Source organism: Paenibacillus sp. LT-B23 (assembly GCF_059417685.1).
Genome location: NZ_JBSQBM010000012.1, coordinates 91830 through 110127, shown reverse-complemented (window position 1 = coordinate 110127; position 18298 = coordinate 91830). Strand labels below are relative to the sequence as shown.

Annotated in this window: 16 protein-coding genes; 4 read left to right on the top strand and 12 right to left on the bottom strand. The window is 48.0% G+C overall.

Annotation, left to right across the window (positions count from 1 at the left end):
• Positions 1-75: 75 nt before the first annotated feature.
• The 4 genes from ACWXW9_RS16420 to ACWXW9_RS16405 form a co-directional block, all read right to left on the bottom strand.
• Complete coding sequence (locus ACWXW9_RS16420) at positions 76-795, bottom strand: Cthe_2314 family HEPN domain-containing protein (protein ID WP_494930260.1); 720 nt, start codon at positions 793-795, stop codon at positions 76-78.
• 53 nt (positions 796-848) lie between these two features.
• Positions 849-2615, bottom strand: a complete 1767-nt coding sequence (locus ACWXW9_RS16415) for a UbiD family decarboxylase (RefSeq protein ID WP_494930259.1) — start codon at positions 2613-2615, stop codon at positions 849-851.
• Positions 2616-2745: 130 nt separating this feature from the next.
• Complete coding sequence (locus ACWXW9_RS16410) at positions 2746-3678, bottom strand: COX15/CtaA family protein (RefSeq protein ID WP_494930258.1); 933 nt, start codon at positions 3676-3678, stop codon at positions 2746-2748.
• A gap of 219 nt (positions 3679-3897) precedes the next feature.
• Positions 3898-4242, bottom strand: coding sequence for a thioredoxin family protein (locus ACWXW9_RS16405; RefSeq protein WP_013311844.1), 345 nt, complete (start codon positions 4240-4242; stop codon positions 3898-3900).
• A gap of 224 nt (positions 4243-4466) precedes the next feature.
• On the opposite strand from ACWXW9_RS16405, the gene ACWXW9_RS16400 reads away from it, so the two are divergent.
• The gene (locus tag ACWXW9_RS16400; RefSeq protein WP_494930257.1) at positions 4467-5756 is read left to right on the top strand and encodes a DUF2515 family protein; all 1290 of its coding nucleotides are present in this window, start codon (positions 4467-4469) and stop codon (positions 5754-5756) included.
• 28 nt (positions 5757-5784) lie between these two features.
• On the opposite strand, the gene ACWXW9_RS16395 is transcribed toward ACWXW9_RS16400, so the two are convergent.
• The 7 genes from ACWXW9_RS16395 to ACWXW9_RS16365 all read right to left on the bottom strand — a co-directional run bounded on the left by ACWXW9_RS16395 (position 5785) and on the right by ACWXW9_RS16365 (position 14930).
• Positions 5785-7419: a putative polysaccharide biosynthesis protein gene (locus ACWXW9_RS16395; RefSeq protein WP_494930256.1), complete on the bottom strand. Its 1635-nt coding sequence runs from the start codon at positions 7417-7419 to the stop codon at positions 5785-5787.
• 131 nt (positions 7420-7550) lie between these two features.
• Positions 7551-8030, bottom strand: coding sequence for a DUF456 domain-containing protein (locus ACWXW9_RS16390; RefSeq protein WP_025684726.1), 480 nt, complete (start codon positions 8028-8030; stop codon positions 7551-7553).
• A 48-nt stretch (positions 8031-8078) separates the two neighbouring features.
• The gene (locus ACWXW9_RS16385) at positions 8079-8828 is read right to left on the bottom strand and encodes a Cof-type HAD-IIB family hydrolase (protein ID WP_452510380.1); all 750 of its coding nucleotides are present in this window, start codon (positions 8826-8828) and stop codon (positions 8079-8081) included.
• An 82-nt stretch (positions 8829-8910) separates the two neighbouring features.
• Complete coding sequence (locus tag ACWXW9_RS16380; RefSeq protein ID WP_494930255.1) at positions 8911-10989, bottom strand: peptidoglycan D,D-transpeptidase FtsI family protein; 2079 nt, start codon at positions 10987-10989, stop codon at positions 8911-8913.
• Between the two features lie 182 nt (positions 10990-11171).
• On the bottom strand, positions 11172-13256 hold the full coding sequence (locus ACWXW9_RS16375) for a peptidoglycan D,D-transpeptidase FtsI family protein (RefSeq protein ID WP_494930254.1): 2085 nt from the start codon (positions 13254-13256) through the stop codon (positions 11172-11174).
• Between the two features lie 20 nt (positions 13257-13276).
• Positions 13277-14428: a transglutaminase domain-containing protein gene (locus tag ACWXW9_RS16370; protein ID WP_494930337.1), complete on the bottom strand. Its 1152-nt coding sequence runs from the start codon at positions 14426-14428 to the stop codon at positions 13277-13279.
• Positions 14429-14444: 16 nt separating this feature from the next.
• Positions 14445-14930, bottom strand: coding sequence for a hypothetical protein (locus tag ACWXW9_RS16365; RefSeq protein WP_476126070.1), 486 nt, complete (start codon positions 14928-14930; stop codon positions 14445-14447).
• A gap of 213 nt (positions 14931-15143) precedes the next feature.
• Between ACWXW9_RS16365 and ACWXW9_RS16360 the strand changes: the two genes are divergently transcribed.
• The 3 genes from ACWXW9_RS16360 to ACWXW9_RS16350 all read left to right on the top strand — a co-directional run bounded on the left by ACWXW9_RS16360 (position 15144) and on the right by ACWXW9_RS16350 (position 17065).
• On the top strand, positions 15144-16313 hold the full coding sequence (locus ACWXW9_RS16360) for an MFS transporter (RefSeq protein ID WP_494930253.1): 1170 nt from the start codon (positions 15144-15146) through the stop codon (positions 16311-16313).
• Between the two features lie 145 nt (positions 16314-16458).
• Entirely contained in the window at positions 16459-16557 is a 99-nt protein-coding gene (locus ACWXW9_RS16355) for a sporulation protein YjcZ (protein WP_494930336.1), read from the top strand.
• Positions 16558-16723: 166 nt separating this feature from the next.
• Positions 16724-17065 (top strand): toprim domain-containing protein, encoded by a 342-nt coding sequence (locus tag ACWXW9_RS16350; RefSeq protein WP_494930252.1) that lies wholly within the window; start codon positions 16724-16726, stop codon positions 17063-17065.
• A gap of 102 nt (positions 17066-17167) precedes the next feature.
• On the opposite strand, the gene cyoE is transcribed toward ACWXW9_RS16350, so the two are convergent.
• Complete coding sequence (cyoE, locus tag ACWXW9_RS16345; RefSeq protein ID WP_149094658.1) at positions 17168-18112, bottom strand: heme o synthase; 945 nt, start codon at positions 18110-18112, stop codon at positions 17168-17170.
• Positions 18113-18298 lie beyond the last annotated feature (186 nt).

The window sequence follows — 18298 nt, the reverse complement described above, 5'->3', positions numbered from 1 at the left end:
TTCAAGCATTTTCTGAAACTAGATTTCAGTATAGATAGTTTACATAGCTTTGTCAAAGGATATTTTCCGACTTAATTATGGATGAGCTTCCCGGTTCTCCCACTGTTTCGCCGTATAACGAAAAGCAGTCGCCAGGGAACGATTCACCATCTCCAGACCTTGCTTCAAATCATCTAGGTGATGATCCAAATCCTCCAGTTGTATCTTGCCGTACAAAGCACGATGCCGCTGCCAGAGATCATCCTGCATTTCCGTATTCATATAGTGTATTTCCGTGTTACGCCGCTTGCGCAGCCGATTGATCGCGTCAGTGTATGAGTCCTTGATATCATTTAAGCTGTCCGTCATTACAGGATGCATCTTCAAATACCTGAATTGCCGTAGCACGGTAAAATAAGAATAATGCGGCTTATACTCGCCTGTTTTCAGATCATACAGATCATTGAGCCAGTTCCCGAGCTTATCCAAAATGGAAAATACCCTCACAAACCCATCCTTATAAAAGAATACGTACAACGCATAATCCGATTTCTCATCCACGCTCATATCCTCGGCATATCCTGCTTTAACTTTCGTTCGGAAAAAGGCGGCAGCATGATGGCTCTGCTCCAGCTCATCCAAAGATGACATCAGGCCCCGCGTCAAAATATCCGCCTTGCGAAAAGCATGAGTCGGATCTCCACTGGCCTGAATTTGCCGCTCCAGCAATTTCAGCATGTCTGACATGCTGTTCATAGCATCCAGCAGAATGCCCTTGTTCACACGTGGCGGCTCGCCTAGCAGCTTGCGTATCATGCTCACGCCTCCTTTTATGAATGTAAAATCCGGTTGTTGGGTTGGCTAGAGCGTCAAGCGAAATAACTCGTCCACCGTTGATCTACAAGCTTAACAATATCCTCGCGCGGCAGCACTTCATCCGGATAGCCGGGCTTCATGCGTGCATCCACCACAATTGGCAGCTTGTAGTTCAAATGATGCAAACGGACCTCGCTGTCTGCATACATATCCGTAGCCGGGTTAAACCGCGTAAACACCGTCCACAGGAATGATGCTTGTGAGCGAACGACTTCCTTGGCATCATCTACAATAAAGACAAGCGGCCATTCCTGCTCACCCGCAGACAAACGCTCCAGTACCCGCGCTGCCAGCTCAGGCTCCTGCTCAAAGGTCGCACCGGATACGACGAGACATCCTCCGCAATACGGCTCAATTTCGCGAATACCCGGCAGGTCGCCTCCTTCATAGGCACGATGCAGTTCACGTATAGGCTCACCTACACCCATCAGGATCGCTTTACTGCCGTGATTCAGCTTACGGCCTGTATAATCAAGTGTATCGTGAGACGTATGATTGAAAATAAATAAATCCGTCGCTGGATTAAATCTCTCCAGAATGGTTTCCAGCAGCAGGTTAAAATCAGATAAATCGATGACCCGATCCGTTAGCATCAGGAATTTGGTCAATGACAATTGGCCCTGTCCCAAAATGGTAAAGCCTGATACCAGCGCTTCGCGGGAATAGCTTTCACGCACAACTGCCGCTGCCAATGCATGTACACCCGTTTCTGCGTAAGCCCACAGAGACTTAACGGAAGGCATCACAAGCGGATAGGCAGGTGACAGTAGACGTTGTAAAAATTCACCGAGATAATAATCCTCCTGCCGTGGTTTACCTACAATGGTTGCTGGATAAATGGCATCCTTACGGTGGTACATATGCTTGACATGAAATACAGGGAAATCATGCTGTAAGGAGTAGTAGCCAAAATGATCACCAAACGGTCCTTCCGGACGACGTTCGTGAGGCGGCACATAGCCGCTGATCGCAAATTCGGCCTCTGCCGGAATCCGGTGACCGCCGAGTGGGTCTTCTGTCATTGGCAGCTTGCCGCCCATAATGAGCGAGGCAAGTAGCAGCTCAGGCAGATTTTCCGGTGCCGGAGCAATTGCGGATGCAATCAGAGCAGGTGGCCCGCCAATGATAACTGTCGTAGGCAACGGCTCATTACGCAGCTCAGCTTCATGATAATGAAAGCCGCCGCCTTTATGGATTTGCCAGTGAATCCCGGTGGTCTGATCATCATAAATCTGGATGCGGTACATGCCCAAATTATGATCCTTGGACTGACCCGGCTTCTCGGTATATACGAGCGGAAGCGTGATAAACGGCCCCCCGTCATCCTGCCAGCTCGTCACTCTTGGAAGTGGAGCCAGCGGAGCATCCGTACGGCGAACTCCCAGTACAGGAGCCTCGCTATGGGATACCGTTTTCAGCCCTACTTTTAGCATGTCCTTAATCAGTCCACGTTCATTCCACAATGCCTTGGGGGTAGGTGGAAGCAATGTTTTGGTCGCCCCTACAATTGCATCCATCAGTTGTTCCGGGCGAGGCCCAAAGGCCATATCCACACGACGGTTTGTGCCAAACAGATTACTGGCTACAGGGAACGGAGTACCTTTTACATTGGTGAACAGCAATGCCGGGCCTTCTTCCTCAATAACTCTCCGATGAATTTCGGCCAGTTCCAAATAAGGATCGACAGGTGCTTCTATAATTTGAAGATTATTTTCTTTACGTAGCGCTTCAATAAATTGGCGTAAATTCTGGTAGATCAACTGGACGATTCCTCCTAAGCAAATCAAGCCCTCGAGAAACTCGCGGGCCTGGTTTGTTTCTTATATGCTATTATACGTGCTTCAACGCCACTTGGGCAAAATATCCGTTTCACCAACCATACATGACTACTTAAGTGCGCTGTGTGTGCGTCCGAACGATGTTGCGATCCGGCGACAACTGCCATACCCGATAGCTCAAGTAGCACAAAATGGAGAACAGCGTTGCAATAACCAGCATATGTCCGAGTACGACGAACATGTAAATTTCCGGTCTGGTAACGTACAGCAGACTGATCCCAATAATCACCTGAAGTAAAATTAACACCACCGAAACAACGCCCAGGACACGAATATCCCGATGATTCGGGTGATAGCGATAGGAGTAATGTCCCACGGCTAAAATGATCACGAACAATAGCCCGGCCGAAAGCTGGTGAAGCAATAGCGGAGATATCACACCGCCGAGATCCACAATTTTCCGAATTTCCGAGTGACTGAGCAGTGCGCCTGAATACACAGCAATATACGTATAAATCGTCGACAGCCATATGAAATTACGATAGCCCCTGTTGACAGGCGTGGTCGCTAGACGCGGAGTAAACCGTGAATCCGCATGTTCCTTCCAGGCTCCCAGCGTCATCATGGTTGCACTGGCGAAGGCGATAAGGGCAAATCCAAAATGCAGCGCCATGACCGCAGCCGATTGGGAAAAGACGACAGCCAGAGCCCCCATCGCTCCTTGTATTATGACAAACATTAACGTCAGCAACGAGAATAACTGTAAATCCTTACGATGCTTCATAAACAGCAAAAAGCCAACAAAAGAGGCAATGGAGAGTATGCCAGCCATGGCACTAACAGAGCGATGCGTAAACTCAATAACAGATGCAATCGTATGCGCCGGAACCAGCTTGCCATTACAAAGCGGAAATTCACGTCCGCAACCCAGCCCCGAATCCGTCCGCGTCACGACGCCTCCACCGAAGGTAGCCAGAAACATGACAATACATGTTACGAGTGCAAGCCACTTTAATATTCTGATTTTGTTATTCAAAGAATTCACCCGTATCCTTCCAAATATAATATTTATTCACTTCATAATGTTGTGAAATGATCACTTAAAATAATTATAACTGATATATCGTTCCTTGACATACGTGCTTTGTTGACAAAATGTGAACGTGTCCCGTGAGAAAGCCGCCCCCTTTGGAAGGAAGCGGCTTTCTGAATGCCCTAATAAATAGAATTCCCCTCGGAATCCTTATGCCATGCACAACATCAATTATTTAGCCAAGCTGGCGTGTACTTCCACAGCCCGATCCAAAAACTGCTCGATTTCTTCGCGGGATTTACGCAATCTGTTCACCAGACGAACCAACTCGCGGCCTTCACTGTAAGCGATAAAGCTGGGAATACCCAGTACGTTTTGCTCCTGGCTAACGCTTTCCGCCTGCTCTACATCAATCTCAATTAGTGTAAGCTTGTCTGCATATTGCTGTTCCACATCAGGCATGAACGGATCAATGAAATGACAATCTCCGCACCAGTCCGCCTTAAACACAGCTACTGTTACGCCAGAAGTGGATATTGCCTTATTAAAGTCTTCATGAGAGACGATCTTTTGCATGGATGATTCCTCCTTGAATTCTGTTTGTAAAAAAGAACTTGTGCTTTCTATCTATTGTAACGCCAAGTGGCGCTTTTGCACACTCCCCTATTATTCCCGAATCACCGATTGGAAGCACTGCCATCGAGACATACTAACAATATACTTCAGAACACACTTAGAACATCCCTGCATACTTAGCGGAATACGGAGTGTTCTCAGACTTTGAAAGGAGGTTATCCAGTATGTCTTTCACCGAATGGTTCCATGTGGCATCACGCCAGCTTCAGGGGGGGCTAAAGCTGCTCGGTTCCGTACCACGTGCTGCGGAGGAAGCGTGGGAAGGCAAGCGGGCGGCCTGGACCGAGTCCCGCAAGCTGCGCTATCCACTGCGTGAGCTGCCGTGGGATGACCAAGCCGCACAGGCCGCCATGGATGAAGTCGAAGCACTCATGATGGTGAATGGACCCGCTACCCGTCCCTCTACTCTGAATATGCCCTTATGCGAAACGGACTGTGAGCTGGTCGAACGGATCAAGAACGATACGGCACAGGAAAATCGCAGTAACATCACCCGGACAGCCGCTTATCTTGAGTGCTATCACGGCTACCCCGAGTTACATTGGGCGCTGCTGGCCCATCTGGTTTCTCGCAATGGTGGCTATAACATGACTGATTTGAAGGGCGGTCTGATCGACAATCTGTTCGGCGAACAGGAAAAGGAATGGTTATATCGGTTGCTGGAGCGCTGCAATGCCCTTATTTTTCAGGACGCCTACCCGCAGCTGCAATTATACATGCATAGCCGTCATCTGGGCCGAAGCTGCTTTCATTTGCTCCCCCATTTTCATGTATCACCATTCATGAGACCCTTCTGGGAACGTTTCTGGGCTTGGCGGGACAGTTCTCTCATAAGCATAGCCCTGATTATCAATGAACAAAACTATATTGAGGGCCGGGTGGTGAAAGATCCGTATTTCCAAAAATTTGTGACGCACAAGCCGGGCTTTTATTTGCACGATTGGCTCCAGTTGAATCAGGTCATATTTCCGCTTGGGCTAAACGGCGGCCTCGCCGGACTTGTGATGGAGCGATTCGGCCATCTGGATGAGCGGATCGGCTTCGGTAAAAGTCTGTATGCCATGCTGTTCGGTCACCAGCAGGTGCTGGATCAAGTAACATCATTCGCTACCAGCGTGCCTCACACTGGCTCACGCAGCGACTATTGGCCGGGACTGTTCACTCCGGACAAAGAAAAAGCGCTGCGCTCTCCTGAAGAGAGTGCAGCGCTACTGGCACATGAATGGCTGCCGCCGGGACAACGCCTGTACAGCCCCGAGCTGAACGCCGTCTGGTCGGATACGTCTTATGATCCGATCCCCCGTTACGACTGGTTTCAGGACGGCTCCACGCTCGGGCATTTCACCGAACCAAGGCGACCGCTGTTATTTGCCATGCGGCATGAGCATCGCCACGGCATCCAAAAAACAGCGATGGCCCATGACGCGCATGCCAGCCTGCGGCCTTTCCACTGAAAAAGCCGGAGAGCTGCCTATGCATCTTTTAGCCTCGTTGCCCTGTGGACTCACGCTGGAGACGCATCAGTGGACGCAGTACCTTTTGCAACACACGCGGGTAGTTACCCAACTCGTCCCTGCGCAGTACGCGCAGCACAACCAGCAGCACCAAATAGCATACCAGTACAGCCGCCCCGGCAATACAGCACGCGATGAAGAAGGCCACACGTGCAGGCATAATATGAATCAGCAGAATACAAGCCTCATTCACACCGTATCCAATGGCTCCCGAAAGCACGACTGCGGTCAGAAAGCCTGCCCAGCGACGGCCCATGATGGAGAAGGATACGATGCCTTTGAGCACATGCAAATTCAGCAGCGTAATCACAAGGAAACATAATCCGGTTGCGGCAATGATGCCGTAAATCCCGAGCCAACCAGCCAGCAACCAGCTCGCAGCCAGCTTAACAACGATACCGACCAAGACATTAACCATTGAAATACGCGGTTTGCCCATACCGATCAAAATCGAGTTAGAGGTCATCATCGTGATCTGGAATATCGTTCCAAGTGTCAGAACAGCGATAATCCCGCTGCCTCCAAGCGAACTGAACAGTAAGCCATTGATGGAATAGGCGGTTACACACAAGGCCAGCACAATCGGCATTCCAGTCAAAATAGAGATCCGCAAGGCCAGCGTCATCTGATTTTGCAAATGCTGTTCATCCTTGCGGGCAAAAGCCGCCGAAATGATCGGAATGAGCGATTGACTGAGCGCGATAGCCAAAATCGGCGGAATCCCCGCCACACTCTGCGCACGTGCTCCCAAATAACCCAACTGGGTCGTTGCCTGATCCAAGCCGATTTGGACGGACAGTAGTCTAACCACAATCGACGTATCAATAAAGTTAACGGCTGGAACTGTTAAAGAAGACAATACAATTGGAATAGACAGCGTAAAAATATCTTTGTAAATGCGCATCAACGGTAGTGCGGAGCTTTCCTCCTGGAATTGCTCTTGTCGATCCTGACGCTCCTGGCGACGCATTTTCACCGTGTAATACAGCATGACCGCCAGTGCGCCAATGCTTCCCATGACACCCCCGAACGATGCCCCGGCCGCAACCTCGCGATCTCCATAACCGAGCTTCAGAATAATAAATGCGAGCAAAATAGCAGTAGCCACCCGTGCGACCTGCTCCACAATTTGTGAAATACCGCCTGCGGTCATGTTACCGCGCCCTTGGAAGTACCCGCGCATCATGGCAATGGCGGGAAACAGCAGCAAGGCAGGTGCCAATGCCTGAATAGCCAAGGCCGACTGAGGAACTCCCGCCACATGCTCGGCAAAATAAGGCGCGCCAAAATACAGCACCACCGTAATGATAATTCCAGCCGCCGCCGCAAACAGCAACGCCGCATGGTACACACGTCGTGCTTCTGAAGGCCGATTCAGCGCATAACGCTCGGAGACCATTTTGCTCAACGTGCTTGGAATACCTGCTGTCGCCACCGTGAGCAACATCAAATAAGCATTGTTCGCAATCGTAAACGAGGCGTTCCCTACGGAACCAAGCAAATGCTCTAACGGAACTCGCTGCACCAGACCCAGCACTCTCGCCACCAAGGCGGCTGCGGCTAAAATAAGCGTGCCTCTAAGAAATGTTTCTTTATTGGACAAAATGCGTTCCCTTCTTTCTTGCTGTTGACACGCATGCAAAAGCTCCGCAAAGCAGTCATAGCCTGAGCCATCACCGGTGCGGAGCCGCATGTCGATTCCGTCTCTGCAAATCACAAACATAGGATGTTAAGCTAAAACACCCAAATCAAGAATACAAGAATCATGACAAGCTGTAAAATTACTTTCATCACGGTGCTGGTAAACAGCCCTAATACAGAACCAAAGCCCACTTTAATCGCTCGATCCAGCGGGGCCTTGCTAATTAGTTCACCCAGCACAGCGCCAATAAAAGGCCCTAAAATCAGACCAAACGCCGGAATAACAAAAGGGCCAATAATAATCCCGATGGTACTAAGGATCGTGGACAGACGCGAGCCGCCAAATCGTTTGACCCCCCACGCAGTGACGGCATAATCTGCAACAAATAGTGCAACTACTATTAGTGTCTGTATGATCCAAAACCATACATTATATGGAGCAAACGAGAAAAACCAGCCGTACACAAAAAATGCAAAATAGATGGCGAGCGCCCCTGGCAATACGGGATATACTGCCCCGGCCATGCCAACAATGAACAGCGCAACGATAATAATCCAGCCTACAATGTCCATTGGCTCCCTCCTTCTCGTCCAATCCCAGATGTTTTAATATTCGTTTTCCTAGACAAGTACATAATCACGGATAACTTCTACGATGCCGTCTTCATTATTCGAAGCTACGACCAGATCGGCCGCTTCTTTTAGCGTATCCTGTGCGTTGCCCATCGCAACACCCAGTCCAACGGCTTGAATTACAGCCAAATCATTCAGACTGTCACCTACTGCAACTACCTGCTCCATTGTAATCCCGAGCAAATCGCATACTTCTGCAATCCCACTGGCTTTCGATATGCCAGCCGGGTTGATTTCCAGATTCGTCATGGAAGAGTTGGAAATTTCAAGTCCACCCATGTCCTGAAGCTTGAGCAAAATTTGATTCCGAATTTCGTCATTTTCCGTATTATAACCGAATTTGAGCCATTCCTGTGTATCCAATGTATCCGGCCAACGATCTCTATTATATAATTCCTCCGTCGAGTAAGCCCAGAACCAGGAATCTGTTTCTACAGCAATCTGGTGCATTTTCCGAACTAGCTCCTTATCAAGCAAATAACGGCGCCACAGCTCATGAGGGGATTTCCATACCTCGCTGCCGTTTACCGTCACCATAGGTGTATCCAGGCCGAGCTGCTGCCCGTAGGGCAAGGCATGCATCGCTGCTCGTCCGGTAGACAAGCACACGTGAATCCCTTCTTGTATCGCCTTGTTAATCCAGTTGATCGTTTCCAGCGTAATTTCCTGATTGTCGTTCAATAAAGTTCCATCCATATCGAGCGCAAGCAGTTTGTATTTATATTGGTTTTCTCCCATGGGTTCTCTTCCTCCTGTATGTCCCTTATGTCCAACGACATTTTACCATGAAAAAGAGTAGCCCACAAAAGAATTCAAGTCCTCACTTTGCGGTCTGCCGCTTTTTAGGGATACCATCCAGCCCGTAAACCTCGTCATATGCGTCAAATATTTTACGCGCCACAGGTCCAGCGCTCGTCGCGCCAAAGCCCCCTTCAGGAATAATGACCGCGACGGCCAGCTTCGGATTTTGACGCGGAGCAAAAGCAATGAACACCCCGTTATCTTTAACCGCACGTCCCACTACCTGCTGGGAAGTCCCCGTTTTACGGGCATAATCATACGGAAACCCGTTAAATGCTTTAACATCCGTAGCCATACCGCGAATCACCGTATTCCAGTACGTATCTGAAAAAGCAACCTCATTCAGCACCTTGGGCTTGAACTCACGCACGAGGTTGCCTTGATCATCCACAATTTTACTGGCCAAATGCGGCTGCATACGCTTGCCTTTCGTTGCCAGCACGGTCGTATACTGGGCAAGCTGCATCGTCGTATATTTCCCCTGTTGACCAAAGGATGCCTGTACCAAGCGTGTCAGCGCACTTTCATGCTTGCTCGTATACTCAAGTCTGCCTGCCCACTCGCCCGGCAGATCGACTTCAGTCGGTACGCCTAATCCAAATTCCTTCATATACTTGTCCCATACATCAATTCCCTGATGCACCCCTGCATTACTTCCATATTTGGCATATAGCGGCTTGCCGATCATATCCACCATGAAAGTATTCGATGAGACTTCAATTGCCCTGCTGGGGGTAAGAGGACCATACACGTGGCCACTCGAATTACCAACCCGGCTGGAACGATTTTTACCATAGTACGCGCTCCCCGTATCCAGATAAGTTTGTCCGGGAGAAAATAAGTTTTCCTTCAACCCGATCAGCACAGTTAGGGGTTTAATGGTTGAACCCAGCAGCACTGAGGATTCCGGGTGCGGACCCGCTTTTCCGCTAGGGACAGATTTAATCGTTCCGTTCCCCATTTTATGCTGAATTTCGTTATATACCGAAGGGGATGTACTTCCCGTCTTCCATACATTGGAGTCATAATCCGGCATACTTGCCATCGCTACGACATTCCCTGTCTCGACCTCCATCGCTACAGCGAAGCCAGTGGTGGCATCGCCGTGGAGTTTACCCGATACCGGATAGGTATGAAGCCAACGAAGCTGGTCCACAATCGCTTGTTCCGTCTTTTGCTGAATTTCCTTGTTGATGGTGGAATACAGATGGTATCCCTTTTCCGGCGGAGTAATGGATTCAATGCCTTCCGGCATGCTACGCGGATTTACCTCTACGGTTTTATAGCCGTTTTTCCCTCTCAGCTCATTCTGATACTGAAGTTCCAAGCCATCATATCCGACGGTCTCACTTTCCGAGTAAACCTGTTCGGGTCTTAGGACCTCCGAATTGGCTTGATATACCTCCTTGTATTTTGGGCGATTGGTCCGCGCTCCTTTGAACTTATACATATATCCAATCGTTTGTACCGCCACCCGATCCGGGTCATAATGGCGTACACTTTCTTCTACAATCTCAATTCCAGGAAACTCCTGACGATGCTCCAGAAAATAAGCAATTTCGTCCTGATTCAGGTCGGATTTGACCAGGCGCGGAGTAAAGCCCCTGTATTGAGTATAGTCCTTGTCCAGCCGTTCCTTAATTTTCTCCACATCAAGCTGCTCGCCCTCTGTACTCCCTAACTCATTCAGCTTGGCAGCAAGCTTTTCAGCAAAAGCATTAAACTCAGGAAGCAGCTTTTTTCCCGGCTTACGGTCTTTTTCTGCAAGTTTGCTATAATCTTTGGGTAAGGTCACATACAGCGACTGTACCGGAGTTGAATACGCCAGCTTGACGAGACCTGTTGCATCATAAATCGTGCCACGACTCGGGGCTAACGGAACATTTTTCGTATTTACAGACTGCTGCTGCTCCTTCAGCTCTGCCGATTGCACAAACTGTAAGACCGCCAGTCTGGTAATGATAATAGCAAATAACACAAAAACACTGAAAAAAAGAAGATTGGTCCGATAAACCGTCCGCTTTTTTTGTGTCTCCTCATTTTCTTCATAGCTTTTCTTTTTGAATGAAAACTTCTTATCCAAACTTCCTCTGTCCATATTAGCAGGTCATTCTCCTTTCACCGGGGTTATCATATCCCTGATCCTACCATAATAGGCGTACATAACGATGAATTTGATGGTGACAATTTTGTAAGAAAACGTATAAAGATCATAAAAAAAAGCTCCTCTCAGCACAAAGGCCAAGAAAAGCTTTTTTTGAAATGCTACGTAGTACATTATTATGGCTGTTTGACTGCATTGGAATCGGATGCTGTAGCATCCTTTTTCTTAGGCACTCCGTCCAAACCATACACCTCATCATAGGCGTCAAAGATTTTGCGTGCCACAGGTCCAGCGCTCCAGGCCCCAAAGCCACCTTCCGGAATGACAACCGCTACAGCAAGCTTGGGATTCTTGCGTGGCGCAAAGGCGATAAATACCCCGTTATCCTTCAGTGTTCCGCCTACGCTTTGCTGTGATGTCCCCGTTTTACGTGCATAGTCATACGGGAAACCACTAAATGCGCTGACATCTGTAGCCATCCCGCGTATGACTTCATTCCAGTAAGCATCCGGGAATTTCACTTCATTCAGCACCTTCGGTTTAATCGTTTGGACAACATTGCCGTTGGTATCTTTAATTTGGCTGACCAAATGCGGCTCCATCCGTTTGCCCTTGGTAGCCAACACCACTGTATATTGTGCAAGCTGGAGTGCTGTATACTTCCCTTGCTGACCAAAAGAAGCATACGCCAACTTGGACAGTGACGACTCCTTGCTTCTAGGTCCATACTCTCTTAACCCAGGATATTCCATTGGCAAATCTACCCCCGTAGACACGCCTAGTCCAAACTCCTTCATGTAACGATCCCATACATTCACACCTTGATCTTCCTTGGCATTATTAATGTATTTGTTGTATAGTCTTTTGCCTACCATGTCGACCATGAATGCATTCGAAGAATGTCGAATGGCAGATGCCGGGTCCAGCCCGCCATACACATGTCCTGAAGAGTTCTGAACCCGTGACGAATTATTACGTCCAAAATAAGCCGCTCCGGTATCCTGGTAATAGGAAGAAGTACTGAATAGACCTTCCTCTAAGCCCACCAACACAGATAGCGGTTTGATGGTGGAACCGAGCAGTACAACTGACTCTGGATGTTGACCCGATTGACCGGAGCCGAAGGAGCGAATAGTACCATTCAAATATACATTTTGTATTTTCTTATAATTATCAGATGATATATTTCCGGTTTGCCAATAGTTCGCATCATAATCCGGCATACTGGCCATCGCGACTACATTCCCTGTATCCACTTCCATGGCTACAGCAAAGCCTGTTTTGGCATAAGGATGAGTCTTGCCAGATACAGCATGGGAATGCAACCATCTCAATTGATCCATAATGGCGTTTTCTGCTTTAACCTGAATCTCTTTGTTAATGGTGGAATAAATGTTGTTTCCCTTTTGCGGAGGAGTAACGGAATCTACACCCTCCGGCATGTTGCGAGGATCAATCGGGACCGTTTTGTAGCCATTTTTCCCTCGTAACTGCTCCTGATATTGAAATTCCAATCCATCAAAGCCAACAGATTCGTTATCCATATAGATGAGTCCCGGATCATTTTCCGCTGACATGGATTTTTGAATGTCTTTATATTTATCCAGGTTTTCACGCGCACTTTTATAACTTTTAATATAACCGACCGTTTGAACAGCTACTGTATCAGGATCGTAATGACGTACCGTTTCTTCAACGACATCTACGCCTGGAAACTCACTTTTATGCTGCATAAAATAGGCAACTTCATCTTTACTAAGATTCGTTTTGATCAGACGCGGCGTAAAACCGCTAAATCGCTGATAGTTCCGGTCCATAGCGTCCATAATTTGCTCTGCCGTCAATTTCGGCTCATCTTTATTGCCATATTGAGCAAATCGATTTGCCAGCTTTTGTGTCATCTTTTCCAGCTCAGGCAACAGCTTTTTATCTGGATTACGCTTTTTTTCCACGCTATCACTATAATTCTTGGAGAGCGTGATATACAGCGATTGTACAGGTGTAGAATACGCCAGTCTGTTCTGACCGGTTGAATCATAAATTGTTCCGCGAATCGGCGTAAGCGGTACATTTTTGGTAACATTACTGGCCTCCTGCTGCTTAAACTGAGGGCCCTCCACAAATTGAAGTATCGCCAGTCTTACAATAATGACCGTAAATATAATGAACGAGCTGAAAAAGAACAGATTGATCCGGAAGCTAAATCTTTTTCGGTCGGACGTCTCGTTGTCTTTTCCTTGCTCGTTGTCCATCTTTCTCATGTGCCCTTTTCCACTCCTTTTTAAATCACTTTATCCTTGATATGTGTCTGGGCAAAACCAGGCGGATTAAACCAGTCTCCACTCTGTGCCCAGGTCGGGTCTAACGGTACCCACTGATTTTGCCCGCTCAAATAAACTTCATTCCAGGCATGTGAACCATAGCCCCCCTGTCCGTTGTATCCCAGTCCGGTCACCACCTTGACCTGAAGTCCCTGAGATCGGGCCATCATTGCATATAGACGGGCATAATCGATGCAAACTCCCTTACGTGTTTCAAACGTGTCTCTGGGAGTCTGCTCATGCCAGTCGCCACGCTGTTCATAGGCTTCTACTTTACCGTAATCATAGCTGATGCGGGTGCCTACCCACTCATACAGCGCTTTGGCCTTTTGCTCGTCACCGCTAGCCCCCTGTGTTATCTTAGCCGCAGCTTGATTGATATCGTTCGGAATCTCACGGTCGATTATTTCGTATTTACGCTGCATGATGCCGTTTAATTCCTTGGTAACGGCCTGCGTAAATACGGGCAGCTTATCCTTAATCAGAGTACCGGATAACGGTTCAATGACCGATTGCGCTCCCTGCTTATAAATCGGTGAAGCCTGCACATAGCTGCTGAATCCGCTGTCCGGGTATAAGCTTACACCTATGAATAACAAGGCTATCACCATGATGGCGCGTGCTCCGCCGATCACCGTACCAATCCCGGCCCCGGCCATCCTGCTGAAAAAGCCTGATTTTTTTTGCTGCTCACGAACAGGGGAATCCGACCTGCCACCTACTACCAGTACATAAATCGCACGCAGTACAAATTGAGCGATCGCATAACTGAGCATAAATAATACGGCAAACCGCAGTAGCGGAAAACCCTCTAAACCTGCCACAAGCGTATAATAAAATTGCTCGATCCCGCTTAGTCCTCGCTGCGGCAAGTGCTCCATATATGTTGCCAGCCATTGCTGCACCTTCGGTGAAAGCCACATAGCTAACCCAAGCGAACACAAAATACCCGCCACAGTGAGTATGCCGTCCACGATGAGACTAAACAGCGCACCTACAGATCTGGAAGCTCCTCGCCGCCAGCCCTGTATTAACGACAAAAGAACGATAGCGATCAAAAACACCGTCACGCCATTCCAATGAAGGACAGACTCCAGCCAGGATGGTTTCATCATGCTCCCCCTGTCTTTACGGCGACTGCGGCGACTGTTGTGTTACAGTCGAGTCTTTCGCACTTTCGATATATTTCTTGACGGTGTCGCTCATGCTCCACTCGCCCAGCGGCATGCCCTGAAACCATACCTTGACCTTATCGCCATCGAACGGACCTTTTACCTCCAGATTGGAGCTGGTTACCGAAAATGTACCGTCTCCGTTAGAGGTGTATTTCGCATCCCGTCCTTCCTTGATCATCATGTTCAGGGCCTCGCTCTGAAACTTGTTAATCGCATCATCCTTCGCTTGGGTAACCACCTTACCGACCTGATCAAAGGAAATACCGCTGTAGATCAGCAGGCCTACAACCACCACTATGACAATCAGCCATTTAACAAGGGTTCTCACAACCTTCAATATGACAAGCAATAGGACAAGCCCGATTAATATATACAGCCAGTTATCCTGAACGATCTGCCAATTTTGTTTTAAAAACTCTGTCCAGACGCTCTTATCCATTTCACTACACTCCCGTTTTCAACTGCATCTTTTGAATTGTAAAATCGTCTCTGTAATTATACATGATTACATAACTCCCTGTCAGCTTAGCTCTTTTCTGCCCCTTGTCCGCACAAAAAGGGTCTATGTTCGTCCACTCCAGCGTACAACTTAGAAAGAGCTAATGCCACATAGCAGCATAGAAAGTCCATTTAAGGAAAGGGGGTCATCCACTTGAAAACAGCCCTCTGGCTGTATCTGTTTTTGTTCATCGCTTTTTTTGATCTGCATGCACAATATCCTATTCTGACACCATTCGCCATCTCTCTGGGCGCAGCGCCCACCTTTATCGGCTGGATGCTGGGCATATACTCCCTGACTCATCTGCCCGGTAACTTAATGGCGGGGCCAAGAGTAGATAAACACGGCAGCCGCCGATATATTATGTTCAGCCTGACAGCCGCAGGGATCATCCTGATCATTCAGGCATACATTCATACGCCATGGGAGCTGCTTTTTCTTCGTGCCATCAGCGGCTTTGTGCTGGCCTTTTTGTCCCCTGCTTGCATGACTATGCTCGCGCAGCTATCCGATCATCCGGTTACGCAGGGCAAATATATGTCAGGACATGGCGTCGTTCACACGCTGGCCTCCGTCCTGTCTCCAGCGGCAGGCGCGTTCATCGTAGCCAGCTTTGGGTTTAGCGAAACCTTCCGTTCTCTGGGCATCATTCTCGTGGTCACAGGACTGATGGCTTATTTTACCTTGCCTAAAAAGGCACCTGCTCTCCAGGCTCAACTGTCTGATGGGCAAGTAGCACCCGCTCCATTGACCGGGGCGCAGCCGCTTTTACCATTCAATTGGCGCTACCTGCTTGTGCCTTTTGTTTTGGCGTGCGCACAAGGCATTTTATTTTATGAAATCCCGTTACGCAACAATGGCACTGCGTCCATGATGTCCACGGGACTGCTCTTTTCCATTATCAGTCTGGGAGCGCTTTGCACACTTAGTCTGCTTTTTCTGAACAAGTATTCACCGATGATCCGGCTGATTTGCGGCATCATACTGATGTCTCTGAGCTTCTATGCCCTTGCCACCTTACCCGAATCCGTGATTGGAGTCGTACTCTTTATACTCGGAACAGCCAAAGGCATTACGTTTCCAGCCTTGGCCTCACTCTTTATCCGGCTTGGAGGAGAAAGGTTGGGCAAAACCTTTGCACTGCAATCCATTGCAACATCTATCGGCTCCTTTGCCGGACCGGTGCTGGCTGGCCAGCTCCCCGTTCATTTTTCACCTTTTTTTATCGCTTTTCTGATTTTAATGACCGGCTTGCTGTTCATTCCCATTCAGCGGTTATTCCCGACACCGCCGCTGTCTGCCTCAGGGCCGTATCATTCCTAGATCGCTTGATATGCTCCCCCTTTAACGCCCAAAGTACCTTACAAGAAGGCGAATGCACAGTACCTAAAGCCCTCATCAACATAGACTGGTTTGACTGAATATTTATGCATGAAGGGAGGTGCATTCCGTGAGCCACTGTCATCCTGTGAGCCCTGTTTCTTGTGGTGGTTTTGGGACTTCGACTGGCACCATTCTGGTTCTTTATATTCTGCTCGTCATTATTCTCCGTACTTGCTGGATTTAATGTCTGAATTGCCCTAACATGCCGCCCTTGTACCCATGCCTGCCACTTCTGGCAGGCTGTTTTGTTGCTTTTTTGCATGAGAACCCTGTTTGGAGCTACACTATACACATATTCTTTCATTTCCCGGGGAATTTCGAGCACAGGCTTTAAGCAGGGGGTGAGCAAGATGACGATTACCGTTATCGTTGAAGGGAAAAATGACCGCAGTAAACTTCGTCGTTTACTTGATCCCGAGGTTCATATCTTATGCACCTTCGGTACGCTAAACTCAGTAAAACTGGAATCCCTCCGCAAGCAGGTCAAGCATGACGAAATATACTTGTTTATGGACAATGACAGCTCAGGCAAAAAAATACGTGGTGTGCTTGCCGACTCTTTTCCAGATGCGCATCATATGTATACTCGCAAAGGATACGCAGGAGTCGAAGGTACTCCAGATGAATATGTCATCGCACAATTGGAAAAAGCAGGACTGGAAGAATATGTTTTATACCCGCCTGTTCCCTAGTTATGAAAACCATTCACAAAAAAAGCTGTCCGCCAGGCCGCTTTATGCCTGATGGACAGCTAAATGTTACACGTAACAAATTTTATTGAAAATGTCTTGGTCTTAGAACTTATGAACCGTATCCACGATCATCAGCAGAAAGCTGAGCGTCAGATGGTTAATGGAAAAGAAAAATACTTTTTTAGCCCATGAATCCGTCTCTTCTTCTTTAATGGTAAAACCTTTAAAGGCATAAAATGCCCAGAGCACAGACAGTAGCACAGAAACAATCATGAAAATCATGCCAGCATAACCATAAGCATACATCAGGATCGGTACCGGAATCAGCAGCACGATATAAGGAATCATTTGAATTTTAGTACGCTGAATGCCTTTCACAACAGGCAACAACGGAAATCCTGCTGCGCGGTATTCTTCGACCCTGCGGATTGCAAGTGCCCAAAAATGAGGCGGCTGCCATAGGAACAAAAGAGCGAATAAGAGCCATGCGCCCATATCAATACGACCCGAAGCGGCCACATAGCCGATCACAGGAGGCATTGCGCCCGAAATACCGCCAATGGATGTACTCCATGTGGATGAGCGTTTCAGCCAAAGCGTGTAAATACCGACGTATACGAACATGCCAAGTATACCGAGTAATCCTGCCTTGACACCAGAGAAAGAGAACAAAACAGCCAGCCCGACAACACCCAAAATAATAGCGTATGACAACACCGTTGTGGGAGTCAAACGCCCTGTTGGCAGTGAGCGATTGCGTGTACGCTCCATTTTCAAATCCAGTTCACGATCAAAATAGTTGTTAAAAACACAAGAAGACGCCATAACCAGCATTGTACCTACCAAGGTCAGAATCAGCTTTATATAGTCAACGTCCCATTGTGAAGCCAACCAAAAACCGCCAAATGCCGCAACCAGATTGGTGCGCAGAATACCTGGCTTGGTGACCGTTATAAAATCTTTCCATGTCCCAGCCTTACCGGGTGGTTTGGATTTAACCGAATAGGTAGCCGTATCTGAAGTAGCCTTATAACTAATATTATCCATTGTGAGTAACTCCCCCTTAGAGATGTATGAATTCGGGAGTAAGTTGAACTCCGATATAAATTTTATCATATAGTACCCGTAAAAAGTTTGACAGAAAACGCACAAAACGTTCACAATTCCGATGACGAATCGACCCTGCTGATCGTTTACAGTAAATTTGGGTAGTAATAAGTACAGGATTTAATA

What these genes read in the sequence shown, in the direction of transcription:
- ACWXW9_RS16365 (WP_476126070.1), bottom strand. Translation starts at nt 14,930, where the DNA reads ATGGATAAGAGCGTCTGGACAGAGTTTTTAAAACAAAATTGGCAGATC.
- ACWXW9_RS16390 (WP_025684726.1), bottom strand. Translation starts at nt 8,030, where the DNA reads ATGGACATTGTAGGCTGGATTATTATCGTTGCGCTGTTCATTGTTGGC.
- ACWXW9_RS16380 (WP_494930255.1), bottom strand. Translation starts at nt 10,989, where the DNA reads ATGGACAGAGGAAGTTTGGATAAGAAGTTTTCATTCAAAAAGAAAAGC.
- ACWXW9_RS16370 (WP_494930337.1), bottom strand. Translation starts at nt 14,428, where the DNA reads ATGAAACCATCCTGGCTGGAGTCTGTCCTTCATTGGAATGGCGTGACG.
- ACWXW9_RS16405 (WP_013311844.1), bottom strand. Translation starts at nt 4,242, where the DNA reads ATGCAAAAGATCGTCTCTCATGAAGACTTTAATAAGGCAATATCCACT.
- ACWXW9_RS16420 (WP_494930260.1), bottom strand. Translation starts at nt 795, where the DNA reads ATGATACGCAAGCTGCTAGGCGAGCCGCCACGTGTGAACAAGGGCATT.
- ACWXW9_RS16385 (WP_452510380.1), bottom strand. Translation starts at nt 8,828, where the DNA reads ATGGGAGAAAACCAATATAAATACAAACTGCTTGCGCTCGATATGGAT.
- ACWXW9_RS16350 (WP_494930252.1), top strand. Translation starts at nt 16,724, where the DNA reads ATGACGATTACCGTTATCGTTGAAGGGAAAAATGACCGCAGTAAACTT.
- cyoE (WP_149094658.1), bottom strand. Translation starts at nt 18,112, where the DNA reads ATGGATAATATTAGTTATAAGGCTACTTCAGATACGGCTACCTATTCG.
- ACWXW9_RS16375 (WP_494930254.1), bottom strand. Translation starts at nt 13,256, where the DNA reads ATGAGAAAGATGGACAACGAGCAAGGAAAAGACAACGAGACGTCCGAC.
- ACWXW9_RS16400 (WP_494930257.1), top strand. Translation starts at nt 4,467, where the DNA reads ATGTCTTTCACCGAATGGTTCCATGTGGCATCACGCCAGCTTCAGGGG.